This is a genomic window from Pseudomonas arabinosi, assembly GCF_047758675.1.
GTDB lineage: Bacteria > Pseudomonadota > Gammaproteobacteria > Pseudomonadales > Pseudomonadaceae > Aquipseudomonas > Aquipseudomonas arabinosi.
Window position 1 is genome coordinate 4,438,009 of record NZ_CP180480.1, and the last position, 19,497, is coordinate 4,457,505.

Sequence of the window (19,497 nt, forward strand, 5' to 3'; positions counted from 1 at the left end):
GACCTGTCACAACGCGACGTATCGACAACGACTAAACTTTTGCGATTGAACCTTGTTTCCCAAGGAGATCTCCATGAGCACCGCGCCCCTGTCCGAACTCGATGCCGCCCTGCCTGGGCTGGCCCGCAAGATCCGCGTGCTGGACGCCCTGGCCTGGCCGGATGGGGTCGAAGAAGCATTCCTGACACGTTGGCGCGCCGGGCAGGCAGAACTGCCCAAGGTCGAACTGCGCCCGCGCGACCACAGCGCCGACATCGCCGCCCTCGAAGCCTTTATCGGCCGCTGCGATGAGGGGCATCCGGCCGGGCGCCACCTCGCCATGACGGCGCGCAGCTATGCCACGGCCGGGCTCATGCTCGGTGCCATCGGCACGCCCGCCTTTACGCAGTATTCGTCAGCGCTGTACCGGCGCCCGGACTTCTACTACTCGCGCCTGAAACTGAGCATGCTGGACGCGGCCCAATTCTTCCTCAAGACCACCGATGCCCTTCTGGGCGGTGCGCGGATTCCACCGTGCCCGGCCGAAATCCCGGCCGAGGTCTTTGCCGCCTGGATGCAGCCGGAACTGGACCGCTTCTTCGGACCGGGCCGGATCACCGTCGTGCTCGATCCGACCCTGGCCGCCAAGGCCATCGCCGGGGCGAGTCGCATCCGCCTGCGGGCCAGCGCCCTGTTCTCGGAACTGGACAAGAACCAGCTGTTGCAACATGAGGCCTTCGTGCATGTCGCCACCGCACAAAACGGTGCGCTGCAACCCAACCTCAAAAGCCTGGGCCTGGGGGCGCCACGCACGACCCAGACTCAGGAGGGCATCGCCACCCTGGCCGAGCTGTTCACCGGCAGCATGGACATCAACCGCCTGCGCCGCCTCGCCTTGCGCGTACTCGCGGTCCAACAAGCGCTGGATGGCGCCGATTTCATTCAGGTGTTCGAAGGTTTTCTCGCGGCCGGTCAGTCGCAAGAGGAATCCTTCCGCTCGACCCAGCGGGTGTTCCGCGGCGCCGACCTGCGCGGCGGTTCGGCGTTCACCAAGGATGCCGCCTACCTGACCGGTTTGCTCGGTGTGCACACCCTGTTGCGCATCGCGATTCGCGACAACCGGCCGGAACTGGTGGGTCATTTGTTCGCCGGGCGCCTCAGCCTGGGGGATACCGTGCGCCTGGCCCCGCTGTTCGAGTCCGGCTGGCTGCAGGGGCCGGTCCACGTCCCGGCCTGGGCCTCCGACCTGCGTCTGCTCGCCGCCAACCTGGCGTTCTCCGCTTTTATTTCCCGAATCAAGCTGGATGTACTCGATCTGGAGGTGCTCATGGCCTTCGCCGACGAGCATGAAGACGACGCCAGCGCCTAGCGTTTAAAGGGAGAGCCACCGAACCAAACGCTCTGCATCAGTTATTTATACTCAAATGCCAGCTTAATAATATTTTACCGATACCAGGGTGATCCCTAGTCTTGACCCCAAGAAATGGCAGGCCGTTACCGACCTAAATCCAACTTCGAAGGGTATTGAGATGACCACTGAAAAAATAAAAACAGATACGCTGATTGTTGGCGCCGGTCAGGCTGGCGTGGCCATGAGTGAACACTTGAGCAAACTCGGCGTGCCGCACCTGGTGCTGGAGCGCAACCGTATCGCCGAGCGCTGGCGCACCGGCCGCTGGGATTCGTTGGTGGCCAACGGTCCGGCCTGGCACGACCGTTTTCCCGGTCTCGATTTTGACGACCTCAGCCCCGACGACTTTGCCCCGAAAGAGCGGGTTGCCGACTACTTCGAAGCCTACGCCAAGAAATTCAACGCCCCGATCCGCACCGGCGTGGACGTGCTGAAGGTCGAGCGCAATGTCGGTCGTCCGGGCTTCACCATTGAAACCTCTGAAGGCGTGATCGAGGCCAACCGCGTTGTTGCCGCCACCGGGCCATTCCAGCGCCCCGTCATCCCGCCAATCGCGCCGAAAGACCAGCCATTCCTGCAGATCCACTCCGCCGACTATCGCAACCCGGCGCAGCTGCCCGAAGGCGCTGTTCTGGTGGTCGGTGCCGGTTCCTCGGGCGTGCAAATCGCCGATGAATTGCAGCGTGCCGGCAAGAAGGTTTACCTCTCGGTGGGTGCACACGACCGCCCTCCTCGCGCCTATCGCAACCGTGATTTCTGCTGGTGGTTGGGTGTGCTGGGCGAATGGGATCAGGCGGCCATGAAACCGGGCCGGGAACACGTGACCATTGCGGTGAGCGGCGCACATGGCGGCCGCACCGTGGACTTCCGTGGACTGGCCCATCGCGGCATGACGCTGGTGGGTTTGACCCAATCGTTCACTGGCGGCGTAGCGACTTTTCAACCGAACCTTGCCGAGAACCTGGCGCGCGGCGATGAGAACTATCTGGCGCTGCTCAATGCGGCTGACGCCTACATCGAGCGCAACGGCCTGGACCTGCCGGAAGAGCCTGAAGCGCGCATTACCTTTTCCGATCCGGACTGCGTGACTAACCCGATCCTTGAGCTCGACCTGGCCAAGGCCGGCGTGACCTCGATCATCTGGGCCACCGGTTTTGCCACGGATTACAGCTGGCTCAAGGTTGATGCCTTCGACGACCACGGTAAACCGGCGCATCAGCGCGGCGTGTCGAGCGAAGCTGGCGTGTATTTCCTCGGCCTGCCGTGGCAGTCCCGTCGCGGCTCTTCGTTCATCTGGGGCGTTTGGCATGACGCCAAGTACGTGGCTGACCACATCGCCATCCAGCGTTCATACCTCGACTACCACGATGCCGCGCAACGCGAGGCTGAAACCGTCCCGGCCGCCCATAAAGCAACTGTCAGCGCTTGAGCCATTTTTCTTTAGGAGCTTCAAATGTCCACGCCAACCCATACCCGTATTCGCATGTTCAACACCAAGGAAACCTACCCGAACCAGAGCCTGGACAATGACCTGTGCCAAGCGGTCCGCGCTGGCAACACCGTTTATGTTCGCGGCCAGGTCGGGACTGATTTCGAAGGCAACCTGATAGGCCTCGGCGACCCGCGTGCGCAAACCGAGCAAGCCATGCGTAACGTCAAGCAGTTGCTGGAAGAAGCCGGCAGCGACCTTAGCCACATCGTTAAAACCACCACCTACCTGATCGATCCGCGGTATCGCGAGCCGGTGTACCAGGAGGTGGGCAAGTGGCTTAAAGGGGTGTTTCCGATCTCGACCGGGTTGGTGGTGTCGGCGTTGGGGCAGCCGCAGTGGTTGATGGAGATTGATGTGATTGCGGTGATTCCTGAGTAGACCGAGTTGCGGCCATCGTCGGAACGCCGCCCGGAGCAAGCTCACTCCCACAGGGGATCTTCAGCGAACACAAAATGTGTGAGCGACTTCGATCAAATGTGGGAGTGAGCCTGCTCGCGATGAGGCCCGCCCAGACACCCATTCGCCAAGGCAAACCAAGGAGCAAAACCATGACCTTCTCCATCGCAGCACGTTGCCCCGAAACCGGTCAGTTCGGCATTGCGATCAGTTCCTCCAGCATCGCCGTCGGCGCCCGTTGCCCCTGGCTGCTGCCGGGTGTCGGCGCCGTCTCCACACAAAACATCACCCTGCCGTCGCTCGGCCCGGAAGCCCTTGCCCTCATGGAACAAGGCCTCACGCCGGCCGAGGCGTTGGACAAGGTCCTGACCCGCAACGGCTACAGCCAATACCGCCAGATCACCGCGATTGACCACCTCGGCCGAACCGCACACTTCAGCGGCGCGCAAACCCTCGGCAACCACAACGCCGTGTCCGGCGATCAATGCGTGGCTGCCGGCAACATGCTGGCGGACCGTTCAGTGATCGAGGCCATGGTCGAGGCATTCGAACATGGCGAGGGCCAACTGACCGATCGCCTGCTCGCGGCCATGAAGGCGGCAATCGCCGCGGGCGGTGAAGCCGGGCCGGTGCATTCGGCGGCGGTGGTGGTAGTCGGCGAGCTGACCTGGCCGATCATCAACCTGCGGGTGGATTGGGCGGATCACGATCCAATCGGTCAATTGGAGAAACTCTGGGACGCCTATCGCCCACAGGTTCAGGACTACATCGACCGCGCCCTGGCCCCCGACAAATCCCCTGGCTACGGCGTCGCTGGAGACGACCGATGAGCAACAGCCTCGATTTGCTGAAAACCTTGGTGGCGTTCGACACCACGAGCCGCGAATCAAACCTGCACCTCATCGAGTTCGTCCGCGACTACCTCGAACGCTTCGACGTGCCTTGCGAGTTGATCTACAACGAGCAGCGCAGCAAGGCCAATCTGTTTGCAACCATTGGCCCGACGGACCGGCCGGGCATCGTGCTGTCGGGGCACACCGACGTGGTGCCCGTCGACGGCCAGCCGTGGACCGTCGCACCGTTCGAACTCACCGAGCGCGACGGCAAGTTGTACGGTCGCGGCACGGCGGATATGAAAGGCTACATTGCCTGCGTACTCGCCTTGGTCCCGTCACTGGTAAACGCCACGCTGCGGCTGCCGGTACACATCGCGCTCTCCTACGATGAGGAAGTCGGCTGCCTGGGTGTGCGTTCGTTGCTGTCGGAACTGGAAAAGCGCCCGGTCAAACCGATGCTCTGCATCATTGGCGAGCCGACCGAGCTCAAACCGGTGCTCGGCCATAAAGGCAAACTGGCGATGCGCTGCGATATTCACGGTGAAGCGTGCCATTCGGCGTACGCGCCGCTTGGGGTCAATGCGATTGAATACGCCGCCGAACTGATCGGTGAACTGGGGCGGATTGGCAATCGGCTCAAAGCGCCCGAGCACCACGACACGCGTTTCGATCCGCCGTTCAGCACGGTGCAAACCGGCGTGATTTCCGGCGGCAAGGCCTTGAACATCGTCCCCGCCGATTGCCGCTTCGACTTCGAAATCCGCGCCCTGCCCTCGCATGATCCGAGTGAGGTTGCGCAGGAGCTGAAGGCCTACGCCGAGCAGCAGGTTTTGCCGCGCATGCGTGCCGTGAGTGAACAGAGTGAGATTCGCTTCAGCGAGTTGTCGGCGTATCCCGGTTTGGCGACCGATGCGCACAGTGACGCGGCTGAGTTGATTGCTGCGTTCTCAGGCTCTCGAGATTTTGGCACCGTCGCCTTCGGAACCGAGGGCGGCCTATTCGACGCCGCAGGCATTCCCACCGTCGTCTGCGGCCCCGGCAGCATGGATCAAGGCCACAAACCCGACGAATTCGTCAGCCTCGAACAACTCACCGCCTGCGACGCCATGCTTCATCGAATGCTGCAATCAATCAGCGAATAACAAAGATTTTGAACACCCCAAAATCCCCTGTGGGAGCTAGCCTGCTAGCGATAGCGATCTGTCAGCCAAATCATTTTTGACTGTCAAATCGCTATCGCTAGCAGGCTAGCTCCCACAGGTTTTTCGTATTCGGCGACATACATTTTTTAGCGTCTATACCCACAAACTTACTAATTTATCTCTCACTCCCCACCGCACATCATCAACTCCAACAAGAAAAGCGTCGCCCCCGTGCAGCGCTCACCGAAGTACGTCCACGTACTCACTTTTGCCTTGGAGTCCGTCATGGTTACCGCAGCAACAACCTCCGCCCCGCTCATCGAAAAACACACCATCGGCTACGTGCCGCCCGAAGATCGCCACGGAAAAACCCGCGACCTGTTCACCCTCTGGTTCGGCGGCAACATCGCGCCGCTGCCCATCGTCACCGGCGCCCTCGGCGTGCAGATGTTTCACCTGAACCTGGTGTGGGGCATCGTCGCCATCCTCGTCGGCCACCTGGTCGGCGGCGTGCTGATGGCGCTGCACTCCGCGCAAGGCCCGCAAATGGGCATTCCGCAAATGATCCAGAGCCGCGCCCAATTCGGCTCCCTCGGCGCGCTGCTGGTGGTGCTGATCGCCGGCATCATGTACATCGGCTTCTTCGCCTCCAACATCGTCCTCGCCGGCAAGTCCCTGCACGGCGTGGTCGACAGCGTGCCGGTGCCGGTAGGCATCGTCATCGGCGCACTCGGCTCAGGCATCATCGGCATCATCGGCTACCGCTTCATCCACGTGCTCAACCGCATCGGCACCTGGGTGCTCGGCGCCGGCATCGTGCTGGGCTTCGGCTACATCTTCACCCACGTGCAGACCGCCGACTTCCTCACCCGCGGCAGCTTCAACATCTCCGGCTGGCTCGCCACCGTCTCCCTCGCCGCACTCTGGCAAATCGCCTTCGCGCCCTACGTCTCCGACTACTCGCGCTACCTGCCCGCCAACGTGCCCGTGGCCGCAACCTTCTGGACCACATATCTGGGCACCGTGCTCGGCTCCAGCCTCTCGTTCATCTTCGGCGCCGTCGCCGTCCTCGCCACACCCGTCGGCATGGACACCATGGACGCCGTCAAACTCGCCACCGGCTCCATCGGCCCACTGATGCTCGTGCTGTTCCTGCTCAGCGTCATCAGCCACAACGCCCTCAACCTCTACGGCGCCGTGCTGTCGCTGATCACCCTGGTCCAAACCTTCGCCTACCGCTGGATCCCGACCGCCAAAAGCCGCGCCGTCCTCTCGGTCATCGTCCTCGCCGCCTGCTGCTTCGCCGCCGTCGGCGCCTCCGCCAACTTCATCGGCCACTTCGTCGACATGGTGCTGGTGCTGCTCGTCGTACTGGTGCCGTGGACCGCGATCAACCTGATCGACTTCTATGCGATTCACAAAGGTCAGTACGACATCGGCTCGATCTTCAAAGTCGATGGCGGGATTTACGGACGGTACAACCCGCAGGCGTTGTTGGCGTATGCGATCGGGATTGTGGTGCAGATTCCGTTTATGAATACGCCGCTGTATGTCGGGCCGATTTCGGAGCACATCAATGGGGCTGATTTGTCCTGGTTGGTGGGGTTGTTGGTGACTTCGCCGTTGTATTTCTGGCTAGCGAATCGGGACAGTGCTTACAAGCGTCGGTTGTCGAGCGGGAAACTGGCCACCAGTCTGTAATTGGAACCCAACCCCCCTGTGGGAGCGAGCCTGCTCGCGATGAGGCCCTGACAGTCAACATCAATGTCGACTGTCACACCTTTCGCGAGCAACCCCGTTTTCGCTTTACCCGCCATCCCCACAAAACCCCGAATTTTATTGAACCCCACCCACACCCGTTCACCTAACTGAATGACTATCAGGAGGGTGACCAATGCAAACCGAAACCATCTGGATCGTACTCGCCGCAATACTTGTGCTGGTCGAGTTATGGGCAATCAACAAAGTGCGAAAAGCCGAAGGAAAATCCAGCAACAAACTCGTATGGATGGTGGTAATCGTGTTTGTACCGCTGTTCGGGCTGATAGCATGGGCACTGGCGGGACCGAAACACACCGATCCCAACCCGCATTCACCGCAGGCCAGACAGAAACGCCGATGGCATGCGGTAACGATTTGAGAACTGCGCAATTTCAAACGACAAAGACCCTATGATTAGGGGACTTTGTCGTTTCTGGCTGGAGCGTCTGACTGATCAGCCATCACTCCCACTCCCTTTAACGTTTTTGCTCCCGAACTCTCTCGTCCAGAACTCCAAAATTAATAGTTCTCGCATACGCCGGGTCCATCTCAGTGCCGTCCGGCCGCCCTCCCTCGGTTCTCACGTTAATAAATTGCCCTTTTACTATGCCTTTATCGGGATCCATTTCTTTGATTCGCATTGTACCTTCGACGACCCAGCCTCCACTTATCATCTCACCGCCGCCTTGGATCAACAGCGCACCAAAACCTCCCGAACCGACCTTGTAATCAATACCTGGCTGAAAATCAAAGTTACTAAAATCCAAGCGAAACACCCAATGATTGGGGGCTTCTTCCGGGTTAAACCCCCAAAAATATCGTTGCCCGGCAGTGGTAAAATAGCCATCAATTTTCACTTTCCTGATGACTTCAGAAAACTCACTATCAGTCAATTCGACTTCAAATTTTGCCTTCCAGTTATCACTCGATGAAGATTCAGTCGGAGCAACATCATTTCTTTCAATCTCTTTAACATTCGTCACAGCATCTATCCCTGCTTAGTTATTACGTTGCTTAACAAGTCCTTTAAGCTAATAAAATCAGTTCGAAAGCGAACCTGTAAAATATGACAGTTAGCTATATCAATTCGCTATATCTGCTACAGCCATCAACACTCTCGGATATGAATCGATCTTCGTAACAAACTCGTATGGATGGTGGTGATCGTGTTTGTACCGCTGTTCGGGCTGATAGCGTGGGCACTGGCGGGACCGAAACACACCGATCCCCACCCCCATTCACCGCAGGCCAGACAATGACGGCGGAGGCTGTGCGGTAGCATTTGGGAACTGCGCAAACTCAAACAACAAAGCCCCGAAGATTCGGGGCTTTGTTGTTTTCTGACCACCCGATTTCACAAATCTGACGTCCGAAAATCGTGTAGGAATTTACCCTCTATGGCGAGGGGATTTATCCCCGTTGGGTCGCGAAGCGGCCCCAAAACCTGCACCCCATTTCCCAAGGCACTCCACACGGCCCGAATCACCGCGACAAGCCCGAAAACAGTGGCATTCAGCCTTATCACAACAAACCCCCAACCGTCCTACAGCCCGGTTGTGAGCACCAAAATGCGCGCCTATATTCAACCCGTCGCTGACCGCAGTTAGCGATTGGGTTTCGCAGCCCTACAGAATAGAATCAGCCGGCACCGTCATAAGACACCCAGGCGAGCCTCGCCTGCGTCGCAGTTTATGGCGGCTGTGCGTGGGAGACTTTCGAGTCTGCCGGGTTTGATTCTTTCCTGGTCTGCGAACCCGCGCACAGTTGCCACCCATTTTGTATCGCAGCAAAAAGGTGGCAGTTCATTCCCTTCATAAAGAATCTTATCCAATGACAATGAACAATCCGCCTCGCCGCTTCACCCCAATGTCCCAATTCGCCACCGAATACCCCGTCCTCCTAATCGACAGCGACGCCCCACTCCGCGAACTCCACAACTGCGTCAGCGAACGCCTCAGCGCCGTCCTCAAGTACCTCAACCTCATGGCCTGCACCAGCCTCCCCGACTACGCCGAAAACGACATCAACACCGTCACCAACATCGCCCGGATTATGATCCAGGATGTGAGCGATGTGTTTCGGGTGATTGAGCAGCGTGGGTTTGATACCCCCAAAGGCCAGTGATCGAATTTCAGCCAAAAAAAACCCGCATTAATGCGGGTTTTTTATTACTTGATCATATGTTCAGCGAGTCGCTAGTCCAGTGTGCGTTCGGGTTCAAAGCCTGCTGGCGATTTCCTTCCAGATGTAGGCGTAGTTGTATTTCAGCCAGCGAACCAGCACTTTATCGAACTGCCGGCGAAACCAATTACGTTCTCTTGCTGCCAGCCTTTCCTCTATCGATTCTCTAAGTATGTCGGGATCGAAGCCCGTCCATACTGGGGGCACCGCGGCCACCAGATTGGTGAAACACACCGGTGCGACTTCTGAATAGAGGATTTCGTACAATATGTCGGGGTCGACGCCTCTGACCTTGCTCGCTACAAAGTCATATTCGACTGGGAAATCGTTGAATGGCTCGGAGAGTGCGGCTCTGACCTTTGTCAGTTGTGGTTCAGTCAGAAGATGTCCCAATGTGTGAATTCCTCCAGCTCTTCATCCAGTGAACTCGCCACTGCTTCGCCTGCGACACCACCGGCGACTGTCCCAGCCAAGACAACCGCAATTGCGCAAATGGGCATGGCAGGGCCGCAAAGCGTGCTAGCGCCCATCCCCGCGAGGATACCGCCCAACGCACCCGCACCAACGATGATGCCTTGGCGCGCCGCTTCTTTGGGTTTGTTTTCAGCATCCAATACTTGATAGGTCGCCAGAGCGGCGGTCACCAGAACGCCGAGCTTGCCCATGATCAGCATTTTTTTGGTGCCGGTCGTGAATTTGACATTATCACGGCCCGAGGATTCCAGAATGGTGTAGTGGACCTTATTTTTTTCTACTTCTGACAGGCTGTCGTAACCCTTTTGGAATAGGCCTTCAGCGTACATATCTAAGAGCGTTTTGAGCCCCTTTCCTTCCTTTTTCTTCCTTTGGACGATAGCCAAACCCTGCGCAGAGGTGAATTTGCGATGTTCCATCATGATTTTGTTTCGCATCTCATGACTGAACTTCACACCTTCTTGCGCAGTAATCTTTCCAGCTTTCACGTCATCCCGAGTTTGCTGAGACATGCGATCGATGTTCCTGGTGTAGCTTGCCCTGACCTTTTCATCAGAGATGGCATCCAGAGAAAACCTCAGGGCAGTGCCCTCCATCAGCTCTAACGCCCTATCGAGGGGCGAGTCTTGCAAGGCGTGCTCACGCTGAACGACATAGCTGCCGGTGACAATGTACGGCTCTGTCATAGGATGGTCCTTATCCTAGAATTTGGTTCAATAGGCTCTCGGTAAGCGAGGGCGCCTCTGCGGATGCTTGTTCTTCAAACTTGAGCATCACGCACGTCGTGCCCGACGGGTTCGAAAATCTAACAGCGTTGTCCTTATCGAATACGCCGGGGAGCGATGAGCCGTCCTCAAAGTGTGCGGTGCACGATAAGCCCTCATAGCTTTCTTCAGCAGGGATTCTGAAGCCGATCCAGCTCGCGTAACCCTGTCGGCGCTGATTGAAAACTGACCCACCCTGCCGATTGAAAATTGACCCAGGGCGGATTGCTGATTTTTGCATCAGCAATTGTGGATAAGCTTAGCAGTCGTGTCCCGGTGGAAGAGGCATTAAGCCCCACCGCATGTGGGCATGCGGCAGGGTATTTTCGGTGCTGATCAGAATAGCTCATCGTCCTCGATACCATCTTCGTCCTTGCGCTTTCGTTCACGTGATTTGATCTTTGTCTGCGCGGCCAGAGTGCTGTGTTGCAGGCGGTAGGACTCGTTGCCCGTTTCGACGATGTGGCAGTGGTGTGTCAGCCGATCCAGCAACGCTGTGGTCATCTTGGCGTCACCAAATACACTCGACCATTCCGAGAAGCTGAGGTTGGTGGTGATCACCACGCTGGTGTGCTCGTATAGCTTGGATAGCAAGTGAAATAACAGGGCACCACCGCTCTGACTGAAGGGCAAATACCCCAGTTCATCGAGTATCACCAGGTCTGTTCGTAACAGCCCTTGAGCTATGCGGCCCGTCTTGCCGTCGTACTTTTCGCGCTCCAGCAGATTGACCAGATCCACCGTGGAGTAGAAGCGCACGCGTTTGTGATGCGTCGTGATCCCGGACACGGCTAAGGCGGTGGCGAGGTGTGTTTTGCCTGTACCAGGCCCGCCGATGAACACGACATTCTGCGCGGTATCGGTGAATTCCAGGCTGGACAAATCCCTGACCAGGCGGGCGTCTGCGCTGGAAGCGCTGAAGTCGAAACCGGCCAAATCACGATGCATGGGGAGTTTGGCCATGTTCATCTGGTGGTTCACTGAGCGCACCGCTCGATCCGCATGTTCTTGTTGGAGAAGATGCTCAAGCAGCCATTTCGACGAGGTCGTTGAGGCTTCGCCTTGCGAGGCCAGTTCTTCCCAGGCGCTGGCCATGCCATGCAGACGCAGTTCTTTGAGTTCCGCCTTAAGATCACGCATTGCGAGTCTCCTCATCGGTGGTACGGAGCCGGTCGTAGCGTGCCGTATTGGCGACAGGCGCTATCTTGAGTTGCAGGCTGGTTTCGGCGGACGGAGGGGCTGCTGTCGATGTCAGTCGAGCCAGGACATTCAGGATGTGGTCAGCACTCAAGCTGCCTGATTCCAGTACCAACTCCACAGCCACCAATACGGCGTCGAGCCCGGCGATGGGAACAGCCGCCAGTACCTGCGTCATGACTCGATCACCATTGGTGTGCCGCCTCAGACCGCGTTTTAGCAGTTGCAACGGCTTCGGCAGATCGGTAAACGGAGCGCCATTGCGCAGCGCACCGGGCTTGCGTTCGATGAGCGGGATGTAATGCTGCCAGTCAAAACTGACCTGATCTCGATCAAACAGGCGCTCGTGACTGGCAATCATCGTTTCATCGGCGATGACCACCACCCGCGTGGGATACAAACGGCTGCTGACCCACTGACCGACCCGCTCACACGGCACCGAGTAGCGATTTCGCGCCACGCTGATCAGGCATGTGCTGGAGACCCGTACGGTGCGCTCGACGTAGCCATCAAAGGCAGTCGGCATCGGCATCAATTCGGCGCGTTCCAGCGCCAGGACGTCCGCCACTGTCAGCCCGTTGTACTGCGGGTGCACCAGTTCGTCCCAGAGCGCACGGCAGCGTTGGCCGAGCCAGGCATTCAATTCCTCGAAGGTGTGGAACATGCAGTTTTGAGCATCGAGCCAGATGCGCCGTCGGCTGTCTTGGACGTTCTTTTCAACGATGCCTTTTTCCCAGCCGGAGGCCACGTTGCAGAAGTCCGGATCGAATAGGTAGTGCGCACACATGACCGCAAACCGGGCATTGACCGTGCGGCCTTTACCCTTGTTGACCTTGTCGACAGCCGTTTTCATGTTGTCGTAGATGCCACGACGCGGCACCCCACCTAACGCGCCAAAAGAGCGGGTATGGGCATCGAACAACATCTCGTGGCCTTGGCTGGGATACGCAACCAACCAAAATGCGCGACTGGCGCACAGCTTCATATGGGAGACCTGGATGCGTCGGAACAGGCCGCCGATCAGCAGACCTTCTTCGCTCCAGTCGAATTGAAAGGCCTCGCCGAGTGCAAAGGTCAGCGGCACAAAGGCCCGTAAAGACTTGCCTTGCTGGCCGCGCCACGTGCGTATGAAGGCGGTGAGCTGGCTGTAGCCGCCGTCGTACCCCTCGGCCTTGATCTGTTCGAAGAGTGCTTTGGCACTTCTGCGGTTGTGCTTTGCCCGAAACGAATCGGCCTTGAGCGCCTGCTCAAGCGTCTCGTGAAATGGACTGAGTTTGTTGAAGGTTGCGCACCGTTGGTACGCCGGCTGAGTGGCTTCGGGTGCTCTGACCCATTTTCGAATGGTGTTTCTCGACAGCCCGGTACGCTTGGCTATCTGATGCAGCGAGAGCTTGTCGCGGAAGTACATCCGCCGGATTTTTCCCAACATTTCCATGCTGATCACCCTGTGTTCTCCTGCTCGAAAAGTGAGCAGAAGCAATTGAACACCTGGGTCAGTTTTCAGTCGGCAGAACAGCCTTTACTGGGTCAGTTTTCGGTCAGCGGCAACACCCCCGTCTCAGCAGCAGAGCTAGACGGTGGAATCGGACGTGTCCAGTTACTGCCGGTAGACCTAACGATGGTTAATCCAAAAAATTTGAAAGACGGCTTTCGACCCAGAGCGGACGTCGAGGGCGAGCTTCTGAGAATGGTCGATAAGACGATTTACGCGGCAAAAGTAAGCACTCTTGCCTCTTGAGTATCTGCTATGAACGCATTGACTTGCTCTTGCGGATGCGGGGAAAGTTCTGGGTATTCATCTGCAAGGTATTCGATGACCGTATCTTCTTCCCAAGGGCCGAGCGAAGTCATGTAGTCAGGGTACTGATTTTGAGTTTCTCTCCATGATTGGTAAGGATGCCTGGAGAGCAACATGACTGTTCGGGTGTAGATGATATGAATCTGCACGAATCTATTTCCGTATGTTGACGTTTGGGAAATCGCCAGGCGAGTTTAAATCCTTTTCAAGATTGCCTTCCTGTCGGCAGCTTTTGCCTGAAGAAAAGTGGTGGACTGGACGTCCGCTTCTGGCCGAGGGTGTGTAAAAACGTTTTTGAGCGCGACAGGTACTCAAAACGGGACTGGAAATCGCGTTTCTACGCGAAATCCACATCTGCTGACGTGCCGATAAATTTCAGATTTAACGTAGACGCGCACACTTCAATTTTGGCGAAGCGTTTTTACACACTCTGGGCCGAAAGCGGCCCCATCACTGCCCCCATCAGAAGTTTGCAGGAGTATTCGCACTAATAATCTCCGCCTCATCCGCCCCAATATTCCGAAACCGATGCGGCAGCGTCGTCGGAAAGTAATACCCATCCCCAGCATTCAACACACTAATCTGCCCATCAACCGTCAACTCAACCGTCCCACGAGTAACCAGCCCACACTCCTCCCCTTCCGAGTGAACAATCGGCTCTTCCCCCGAACTCGCCCCAGGCGCGTATTGCTCGCGCAACAAGCGCATCTGCCGGCTCGGCACCGAAGCCCCAATCAACAGCAACCGCAACCCATGCCGCCCGAGATCCGGCTGTTCATTAGCCCGAAACACGTATTGATGCTCACGCGGTGGTTGATCAAAGGTAAAGAAGTCCGCCAAAGACATAGGAATGCCTTCGAGCAGTTTTTTGAGGGAGCTGACGGAGGGACTGACGCGATTTTGTTCGATCAGGGAGATGGTGGCATTGGTGACGCCGCTACGCCGGGCCAGCTCGCGCTGGGAGAGTTTGTAGCTTTCGCGTACTAATTTGAGTCGTGAGCCCGTGTCCATGACAGCCTTATGCGAGGAATACTTAAGGGTTATGGGGGTGGATGGCGGGCGACTTTTGGCCGCGAAAACACCGCTTCCCTGTCCCGGAAATTTGAAAGGCGGGTATTAAATCACGTTTGGTGGTGTTGCTCAGCAGGTTCGATAACTGGTTAGTGAAAAAGCTGATGGCGCTCGTGCCAGACCGTTTAGCGATGTTAGTTTTTGGGGTGTCAGGTGGTATTGATGGTGGCTGATTTGGCGTCATCGCGAGCAGGCTCACTCCTACAGTTTTGGCCGGGGCGTATATGCATTTTGTGCATGCCGTAGATCACCTGTGGGCGTGAGCCTGCTCGCGATAGCGGTGGGTCAGGCGACATCAATGTTGGCTGATATGGCCTCTTCGCGAGCAAGTCGGATCGCCGCACCGCCGCTCCCACATTTTGATCGGTGGTGGGAGCAGAGCCTGTGTCGGGGGTTAGATGCCGAAACGGTCTCGCAGCGCGTAGTACGCGGCGCCCATGGCGGTGAGTGGGGCCTGGAAGGTGCGGCCGCCGATCATGGGCATGTGCGGGAGCGAGGCGAACGCGTCGAAGCGTTCGGCGTCGCCGCGGATCATTTCCGAGATCAGTTTGCCGGCCAGGTGCGAGCAGGTGACGCCGTGGCCGCTGTAGCCTTGCATGTAGTAGGCGTTTTTCTCGATGCGGCCGAATTGCGGCATGCGGGACATGGTCAGCAGGAAGTTGCCGGTCCAGCGGTAGTCGATTTTCACGTCCTTCAGTTGCGGGAAGGTCTTGAGGATTTTCGGTTTGATCAGTTGCTCGATGTCGTCCGGTTCGCGGGCGCCGTAGACCACGCCGCCGCCGTACAGCAGGCGGTTGTCGGCGGTGAGGCGGTAGTAGTCGAGCAGGTAGTTGCAGTCTTCGACGCAGTAGTTGTTTTTGATCAGGCTGCGCGCAACCTTTTCGGACAACGGTTCGGTGACGACGATTTGCGAGCCGCACGGCATGCTTTTGCGCGTGACGCGGTTGTCGAGGTCTTGCGGCAGGTAGGCGTTGCCGGCGATCAGCAGGTACTTGGCGCGGACCACGCCTTTGGCGGTGCGCACGGTGATCGGTTCGCCGTAGGTGATTTCCACCGCAGCGGATTGTTCGTAGATTTTGCCGCCCAGGCCGATGATGGCCGAGGCTTCGCCGAGGGCCAGGTTCAGCGGGTGGATGTGGCCGCCCTGCATGTCGAGCAGGCCGCCGACGTAGTTGTCGCAACCCACTTCGCGCTTGATGTCGGCCGCGTCGAGCATTTTCAGGTTTTTGTTGCCGTAGCGTTCCCAGCTGCTTTTCTGCTCGGCCAGGCCTTTGAGCTGCTTTTTGTTCAGCGCGGCGAAGATGCCGCCCGGCTTGTAGTCGCACTGGATGTCGTAGTGTTGTATGCGCTGACGGATGATGTCGGCGCCTTCAAAGATCATGCTGCCGAGGACTTCGGCGGTTTTGTCGCCGTAGCGTTCTTCGATGACATCGACGTCGCGGCTGTAGGAGTTGACCAGTTGGCCACCGTTGCGGCCGCTGGCGCCGAAACCGACTTTGGCGGCTTCGAGCACGGTCACGCTGTAGCCGGCTTCGGCGAGGAACAGGGCCGAGGACAAACCGGTGTAGCCGGCGCCGATCACGCAGACGTCGCAGTCCACCGCTTGTTCGAGCACCGGGAAGTCGCCGGTGAAATTGCGGGTGGCGGCGTAGTAGCTGTTTACATGCTTTTGTTTAACAGAGTCTTGTTTCATAGGTTTCTCCGATGGCCGCTGGCATGTGCCGGCGGCCGCCGTTGTAGAGGTGTTAGAGCTTGATCCAGGTCGCTTTGAGTTCGGTGTATTTGTCGAACGCGTGCAGCGATTTGTCCCGACCGTTACCCGACTGCTTGTACCCGCCGAACGGCGCGGTCATGTCGCCGCCGTCGTACTGGTTGACCCAGACGCTGCCGGCGCGCAAGCCGCGCGCGAAGGTGTGGGCCTTGCTGAGGTTGCTGGTCCAGACGCCTGCGGCCAGGCCGAAGATGCTGTCGTTGGCGATGGCCAGCGCTTCTTCTTCGGTGTCGAAGGTGATCAGCGACAGCACCGGGCCGAAGATTTCTTCGCGGGCGATGGTCATGGCGTTGGTCACACCGTCAAAGATCGCCGGCTCCACGTACAGGCCACCGGTGGCTTCGAGGGTGCGGCTGCCGCCAGCGATCAGTTGCGCGCCTTGGTCTTTGCCGATCTGGATGTAGCGCAGCACGTTGTCCAGTTGACGCTGATCGACGACCGCGCCGACGGTGGTTGCCGGATCAAGGGCATGCCCCGGTTTCCAGGCTTGCAGGGCTTCCACCAGCAGCGGAATGAACTGCTCGCGAATCGAGCGCTCCACCAGCAAACGCGAACCGGCGGTGCAGACTTCGCCCTGGTTGAAGGCAATCGCACCGGCCGCCGCTTGGGCTGCCGCGCGCAGATCCGGCGCGTCGGCAAACACCACGTTCGGGCTCTTTCCCCCGGCTTCGAGCCAGACGCGTTTCATGTTGCTTTGGCCGGAATAGATCATCAGTTGCTTGGCAATCGCGGTCGAGCCGGTGAAGGCCAGCACGTCGACGTCCATGTGCAACGCCAGCGCCTTGCCGACGGTGTGACCGTAGCCCGGCAGGACGTTGAACACGCCTTTCGGAATGCCGGCATCCAGCGCCAATTGCGCAATGCGAATCGCGGTCAGTGGCGACTTTTCCGAAGGCTTGAGGATGAACGAGTTGCCGGCAGCCAGTGCTGGGGCGAACTTCCAGCTGGCCATGATCAGCGGGAAGTTCCACGGCACGATGGCGGCTACAACACCGGCAGGTTCGCGGGTGATGAGGCCGAGTTGATCGTGGGGTGTGGCGGCGACTTCGTCGTAGATCTTGTCGATGGCTTCGGCGCTCCAGCGGATCGCGTTGGCGGTCGCCGGGATGTCGATGTTCATCGAGTCGTTGATCGGTTTGCCCATGTCGAGGGTTTCGAGCAGGGCGAGTTCTTCCTGGTTGGCCAGGATGAGGTCGGCGAAGCGGATCAGGATGCGCTTGCGCTCGGCCGGGGCGAGGTTGGCCCAGATGCCGGATTCGAAGGTGCGGCGTGCGACGGCGACGGCCGCATTGGCGTCGGCTTCGTCGGTGCTGGCGACGTTGGCCAGGAAGCGGCCGTCGACCGGGCTCATGCATTCAAAGGTGTCGCCGTTGAGTGCCGGGCAGTATTGGCCGTCGATGAATGCGCGGCCTTCGATGGTTAGGGACTGGAAGCGTTGCTCCCAGTCGCTGCGAGTGTTTGTCATGGTTGTGACTCGACGCAGAGGAATAAGTAGTGGGACTGCAATCCCCTGTGGGAGCGAGCCTGCTCGTGATGGCGGAGAATCAGGCGACATCAATGCTGACTGATGCGCCGCCATCGCGAGCAGGCTCGCTCCCACAGTTGATCGGGTTTTCAGCCTGGATCCGGTGTTACCCATCAAACGGTGTGCAAGTACCAGTTGTACTCAAGGTCGGAGATGGAGTTCTCGAACTCGGCCAGCTCGCTTTCCTTGCACGCCACGAACACGTCGATGTACAGCGGGTCGATGTAGCGCGCCATGACTTCGCTGTCGTCCAGCTCGCGCAGTGCATCACGCAGGTTGTTCGGCAGGCTCTGCTCGTTCTGCTCGTAGCTGTTGCCTTCAACCGGTGCGCCCGGCTCGATTTCGTTGGTCAGGCCGTGGTGAATACCGGCCAGTACCGACGCCATCAACAAGTACGGGTTGGCATCGGCGCCCGCTACGCGGTGTTCGATGCGCACGGAGTCCGGCGAACCGGTCGGCACACGTACCGCGACGGTACGGTTGTCGATGCCCCAGCTCGGCGAGTTCGGTACATAGAACTGCGCGCCGAAACGACGGTACGAGTTGACGTTCGGGCACAGGAACGCCATCTGCGCCGGCAGGGTCTCGAGCACACCGCCGATCGCGTGACGCAGTGCGGCGTTCTGCTCGGGATCCTCGCTGGCAAAGATGTTGTTGCCTTCTTTGTCGAGAATCGAAATGTGCACGTGCAAACCGTTGCCCGCCTGGCCCGGATACGGCTTGGCCATAAACGTGGTGTCCATCTCGTGGTCGTAGGCGATGTTCTTCACCAGACGCTTGAGCAACACCGCGTAGTCGCAGGCCTTGATCGGGTCGTTGACGTGATGCAGGTTCACTTCGAACTGCGCCGGGGCGCTTTCCTTGACGATGGCGTCCGCAGGAATGCCCTGCTCTTTCGCGCCTTCGAGGATGTCTTGCAGGCAATCGACGTATTCGTCCAGGTCGTCGATCAAGTACACCTGAGTCGACATCGGACGCTTGCCGGAGACCGGCGAACGTGGCGATTGCGGACGACCGTTCACGTTGTCCTGGTCGATCAGATAGAACTCGAGTTCGAACGCGGCGCAGATGGTCAGGCCCATGTCATCGAACTTGCTCACGACCTGGCGCAGCACTTCGCGAGGGTCGGCGAAGAACGGCTGGCCTTCGAGTTCGTGCATGGTCATTAACAGTTGCGCGGTCGGGCGCTTCTGCCAAGGCTCGATGCTGAGCGTGTCAGGGATGGGGAAGCAGATTCGGTCTGAGTCACCGATGTCCAGACCCAAGCCGGTGCTTTCCACCGTAGAACCATTGATGTCCAGAGCAAACAGCGACGCCGGGAGGTTAATGCCTTTTTCGTAAACCTTATGAAGACTGGTGCGCTCGATGCGCTTGCCGCGCACCACACCGTTCATATCCGCAATCAGAAGGTCGACGTACAAAACCTCAGGATATTTCTTAAGGAATGCGTTTGCTTCGTTGAGTTGAACGGTACGCAGAGGGACCGACATGATGCACCTATTAGCTGTTAATTATTATGTTCACTACCTTGTTGCGAGCCCAGTCAACCCGAACGGCAAAGTGAAGTCAATAGCGAACACCTGGCCTCTCAACCTTTATTTTCGGGCCTTTCTTGGGCACGAGAGTGCCAAATCAGTCCTGCGCACCGTGCAAACCCTGAAGATCTGACGTACGGCGTTTAGAATTTTTTACATGAGAG

At 58.3% G+C, this 19,497-nt stretch carries 18 protein-coding genes and 1 pseudogene; 9 read left to right on the plus strand and 10 right to left on the minus strand.

Annotation, left to right across the window (positions count from 1 at the left end; all coding sequences use genetic code 11):
• The first annotated feature begins 73 nt into the window (after window positions 1-73).
• From ACMXYJ_RS20600 to ACMXYJ_RS20630, 7 genes are all read left to right on the plus strand, one after another.
• Entirely contained in the window at window positions 74-1,348 is a 1,275-nt protein-coding gene (locus ACMXYJ_RS20600; RefSeq protein ID WP_415756676.1) for a flavohemoglobin expression-modulating QEGLA motif protein, read from the plus strand.
• A 160-nt stretch (window positions 1,349-1,508) separates the two neighbouring features.
• The gene (locus ACMXYJ_RS20605) at window positions 1,509-2,819 is read left to right on the plus strand and encodes a flavin-containing monooxygenase (RefSeq protein ID WP_415756677.1); all 1,311 of its coding nucleotides are present in this window, start codon (window positions 1,509-1,511) and stop codon (window positions 2,817-2,819) included.
• Window positions 2,820-2,843: 24 nt separating this feature from the next.
• On the plus strand, window positions 2,844-3,260 hold the full coding sequence (locus ACMXYJ_RS20610; protein WP_415756678.1) for a RidA family protein: 417 nt from the start codon (window positions 2,844-2,846) through the stop codon (window positions 3,258-3,260).
• 170 nt (window positions 3,261-3,430) lie between these two features.
• Window positions 3,431-4,108, plus strand: coding sequence for a DUF1028 domain-containing protein (locus ACMXYJ_RS20615; RefSeq protein ID WP_415756679.1), 678 nt, complete (start codon window positions 3,431-3,433; stop codon window positions 4,106-4,108).
• The gene (gene argE / locus ACMXYJ_RS20620; RefSeq protein WP_415756680.1) at window positions 4,105-5,256 is read left to right on the plus strand and encodes an acetylornithine deacetylase; all 1,152 of its coding nucleotides are present in this window, start codon (window positions 4,105-4,107) and stop codon (window positions 5,254-5,256) included. Before ACMXYJ_RS20615 ends, argE begins: the two co-directional genes overlap by 4 nt.
• Before the next feature lie 285 nt (window positions 5,257-5,541).
• Complete coding sequence (locus ACMXYJ_RS20625; RefSeq protein WP_008151857.1) at window positions 5,542-6,957, plus strand: purine-cytosine permease family protein; 1,416 nt, start codon at window positions 5,542-5,544, stop codon at window positions 6,955-6,957.
• Between the two features lie 193 nt (window positions 6,958-7,150).
• Complete coding sequence (locus ACMXYJ_RS20630; protein WP_415756681.1) at window positions 7,151-7,396, plus strand: PLD nuclease N-terminal domain-containing protein; 246 nt, start codon at window positions 7,151-7,153, stop codon at window positions 7,394-7,396.
• Between the two features lie 97 nt (window positions 7,397-7,493).
• Here ACMXYJ_RS20630 and ACMXYJ_RS20635 read toward each other — a convergent pair whose 3' ends face one another.
• Complete coding sequence (locus ACMXYJ_RS20635; protein WP_415756682.1) at window positions 7,494-8,000, minus strand: hypothetical protein; 507 nt, start codon at window positions 7,998-8,000, stop codon at window positions 7,494-7,496.
• A gap of 156 nt (window positions 8,001-8,156) precedes the next feature.
• Between ACMXYJ_RS20635 and ACMXYJ_RS20640 the strand changes: the two are divergent.
• Window positions 8,157-8,276 (plus strand): annotated as a pseudogene (locus ACMXYJ_RS20640) (PLD nuclease N-terminal domain-containing protein); the annotation flags it as partial.
• Window positions 8,277-8,847: 571 nt separating this feature from the next.
• Window positions 8,848-9,141 carry a fructose-bisphosphate aldolase gene (locus ACMXYJ_RS20645; protein WP_415756683.1) on the plus strand — a complete coding sequence of 98 codons (294 nt, stop codon included), beginning with the start codon at window positions 8,848-8,850 and terminating at the stop codon, window positions 9,139-9,141.
• A gap of 93 nt (window positions 9,142-9,234) precedes the next feature.
• Here ACMXYJ_RS20645 and ACMXYJ_RS20650 read toward each other — a convergent pair whose 3' ends face one another.
• The 9 genes from ACMXYJ_RS20650 to ACMXYJ_RS20690 all read right to left on the minus strand — a co-directional run bounded on the left by ACMXYJ_RS20650 (window position 9,235) and on the right by ACMXYJ_RS20690 (window position 19,288).
• The gene (locus ACMXYJ_RS20650) at window positions 9,235-9,591 is read right to left on the minus strand and encodes a DUF7079 family protein (RefSeq protein ID WP_415756684.1); all 357 of its coding nucleotides are present in this window, start codon (window positions 9,589-9,591) and stop codon (window positions 9,235-9,237) included.
• Window positions 9,576-10,358, minus strand: coding sequence for a hypothetical protein (locus tag ACMXYJ_RS20655; protein WP_415756685.1), 783 nt, complete (start codon window positions 10,356-10,358; stop codon window positions 9,576-9,578). The genes ACMXYJ_RS20650 and ACMXYJ_RS20655 overlap by 16 nt, the downstream gene beginning before the upstream one ends.
• Before the next feature lie 414 nt (window positions 10,359-10,772).
• The gene (gene istB / locus ACMXYJ_RS20660; protein WP_415756579.1) at window positions 10,773-11,576 is read right to left on the minus strand and encodes an IS21-like element helper ATPase IstB; all 804 of its coding nucleotides are present in this window, start codon (window positions 11,574-11,576) and stop codon (window positions 10,773-10,775) included.
• Window positions 11,569-13,068 (minus strand): IS21 family transposase, encoded by a 1,500-nt coding sequence (gene istA / locus ACMXYJ_RS20665; protein ID WP_415756686.1) that lies wholly within the window; start codon window positions 13,066-13,068, stop codon window positions 11,569-11,571. The genes istB and istA overlap by 8 nt, the downstream gene beginning before the upstream one ends.
• A 269-nt stretch (window positions 13,069-13,337) precedes the next feature.
• Complete coding sequence (locus ACMXYJ_RS20670) at window positions 13,338-13,580, minus strand: hypothetical protein (RefSeq protein ID WP_415756687.1); 243 nt, start codon at window positions 13,578-13,580, stop codon at window positions 13,338-13,340.
• Between the two features lie 313 nt (window positions 13,581-13,893).
• The gene (locus ACMXYJ_RS20675) at window positions 13,894-14,442 is read right to left on the minus strand and encodes a cupin domain-containing protein (RefSeq protein ID WP_007895886.1); all 549 of its coding nucleotides are present in this window, start codon (window positions 14,440-14,442) and stop codon (window positions 13,894-13,896) included.
• Window positions 14,443-14,896: 454 nt separating this feature from the next.
• Window positions 14,897-16,195, minus strand: a complete 1,299-nt coding sequence (locus ACMXYJ_RS20680) for an NAD(P)/FAD-dependent oxidoreductase (protein ID WP_415756688.1) — start codon at window positions 16,193-16,195, stop codon at window positions 14,897-14,899.
• Window positions 16,196-16,247: 52 nt separating this feature from the next.
• Window positions 16,248-17,738, minus strand: coding sequence for an aldehyde dehydrogenase (locus ACMXYJ_RS20685; protein ID WP_415756689.1), 1,491 nt, complete (start codon window positions 17,736-17,738; stop codon window positions 16,248-16,250).
• A 173-nt stretch (window positions 17,739-17,911) separates the two neighbouring features.
• Complete coding sequence (locus ACMXYJ_RS20690; RefSeq protein ID WP_415756690.1) at window positions 17,912-19,288, minus strand: glutamine synthetase family protein; 1,377 nt, start codon at window positions 19,286-19,288, stop codon at window positions 17,912-17,914.
• Window positions 19,289-19,497: the final 209 nt, after the last annotated feature.